The following is a 2,396-nucleotide window of genomic DNA, read 5'->3' as shown; positions in this document are numbered from 1 at the left end:
AGGAACAAGCTCGACGATACTTTGCGTATTGGCTGCTGTTTCAGGATAGGCATCCATGCGTGGCTTTCATTCAAGAGGAAACCTTATTGTAAACCAAAGCGGTTTTCAGACGACCTTGCTTATTATACTCAATTTGAGCATAATATAAAAATATTTCAAAATATAAACGGCAAATCTTTATGCCGTCTGAAAAACCAGCCATAAGGAAGTCTCATGCAAACCGCCGCCCGCCGCTCGTTCGATTACGATATGCCCCTCATCCAAACACCGACTTCCGCCTGCCAAATCCGTCAGGCGTGGGCAAAGGTTGCCGACACGCCCGACCGCGAAACGGCAGGTCGTCTGAAAGACGAAATCAAGGCTTTGCTGAAGGAGAAAAACGCGGTCTTGGTAGCGCATTATTATGTTGATCCGCTGATTCAGGATTTGGCTTTGGAAACGGGCGGATGCGTGGGCGATTCGTTGGAAATGGCACGCTTCGGCGCGGAACACGAAGCCGATACGCTGGTGGTGGCGGGCGTACGCTTCATGGGCGAGAGCGCAAAAATCCTCTGTCCTGAAAAAACAGTGCTGATGCCTGATTTGGAAGCAGAATGTTCTTTGGATTTGGGTTGTCCGGAAGAAGCGTTTTCAGCGTTTTGCGACCAACACCCCGACCGCACGGTCGTTGTGTACGCCAACACTTCCGCCGCCGTGAAAGCGCGTGCCGATTGGGTGGTAACGTCTTCGGTGGCGTTGGAAATCGTATCGTATCTGAAATCGCGCGGTGAGAAGCTGATTTGGGGACCCGACCGCCACCTCGGCGACTATATCCGCCGCGAAACGGGCGCGGATATGCTGTTGTGGCAGGGTTCGTGCATCGTCCACAACGAATTCAAAGGGCAGGAATTGGCAGCGTTGAAGGCGGAACACCCCGACGCGGTGGTACTGGTTCATCCCGAATCGCCGCAAAGCGTCATCGAGCTGGGCGACGTGGTCGGCTCGACCAGCAAACTACTGAAAGCCGCCGTATCGCGCCCCGAAAAAAAATTCATCGTGGCGACCGATTTGGGCATCCTGCACGAAATGCAAAAGCAGGCGCCCGACAAAGAATTTATCGCCGCACCGACGGCGGGCAACGGCGGAAGCTGCAAAAGCTGCGCGTTCTGCCCGTGGATGGCAATGAATTCGCTGGGCGGCATCAAACACGCCCTGACGAGCGGGCACAACGAAATCCTGTTGGACAGAAAGCTGGGCGAAGCCGCCAAACTGCCTTTGCAGCGTATGCTCGACTTCGCGGCAGGGCTGAAGAAAAAAGATGTGTTCAACGGCATGGGACCCGCCTGATTTGCTGTCAATATTGCCGTTTCAGACGGCCTCTCAAACAAGGACAACACCATGCAAACCGATTGCGACGTATTGATTGCCGGAAACGGGCTGGCGGCACTGACGCTCGCCCTGTCGCTGCCTGAATCGTTTCGCATCGTCATTTTGTGCAAAAACCGGCTGGACGACACCGCCAGCCGTCATGCGCAAGGCGGGATTGCGGCGGCGTGGTCGGGAGAGGACGACATCGAAAAACACGTCGCCGATACTTTGGAAGCGGGCGCAGGTTTGTGCGACGAAGCTGCCGTCCGCACCATCCTGTCGCAAGGCAAACCGGCAATCGAATGGCTGCTGGCGCAGGGCGTGGCATTCGACCAAAATAATAATGACTTGCACCTGACGCGCGAAGGCGGGCACACCTGCCGCCGAATCGCCCACGTCGCCGACTACACGGGCGAAGCAGTCATGCAGAGCCTGATTGCCCAAATACGCCGCCGCCCGAGCATCCGCGTTTGCGAGCGGCAGATGGCGTTGGACATCCAAACCGAATCGGGTGCAGCGTGCGGACTGACCGTCCTCGACCGCCGAGCGCAAGAAACCTACAGCATCCGTGCCAGCCATACCGTACTCGCAGGCGGCGGCTTGGGACAGATTTACGCCGCCACCACCACGCCGCCCGAATGCACGGGCGACGCCATCGCCATGGCGATACGCGCAGGTTGCGCAGTCGAAAACCTCGAATTTATCCAATTCCACCCTACAGGCTTGGCAAGGTCGTCTGAAAACGGCCGTACCTTCCTGATTTCCGAAGCCGTACGCGGCGAAGGCGGCATCCTGACCAACCAAGCGGGCGAACGGTTTATGCCGCATTACGACCGCCGCGCCGAACTCGCGCCGCGTGACATCGTTGCCCGCGCCATCGCCGCCGAAATCGCCAAGCAAACGCAAGACTTCGTCTCGCTCGACATCAGCCGCCAACCCGCAGCGTTCGTCCGCCAGCATTTCCCGTCCATCCATCGGCACTGCCTGTCCCAATGCGGCTTGGACATCACGCGCCAAGCCATCCCCGTCCGCCCCGTGCAACACTATAC

2 protein-coding genes are annotated in these 2,396 nt (G+C 57.6%); both read left to right on the top strand.

What is annotated here, in order from left to right; genetic code table 11:
* Window positions 1-213 precede the first annotated feature (213 nt).
* On the top strand, window positions 214-1,326 hold the full coding sequence (gene nadA, locus ACTHS3_RS11645) for a quinolinate synthase NadA (protein WP_003747473.1): 1,113 nt from the start codon (window positions 214-216) through the stop codon (window positions 1,324-1,326).
* 51 nt (window positions 1,327-1,377) lie between these two features.
* On the top strand, window positions 1,378-2,396 hold a 1,019-nt coding region (locus ACTHS3_RS11640; protein ID WP_440368005.1), incomplete at its 3' end, for an L-aspartate oxidase.

This window comes from Neisseria sp. P0009.S007 (genome assembly GCF_051962515.1).
This window is presented reverse-complemented; position numbering and strand designations above follow the sequence as displayed.

What these genes read in the sequence shown, in the direction of transcription:
- nadA (WP_003747473.1), top strand. Translation starts at nt 214, where the DNA reads ATGCAAACCGCCGCCCGCCGCTCGTTCGATTACGATATGCCCCTCATC.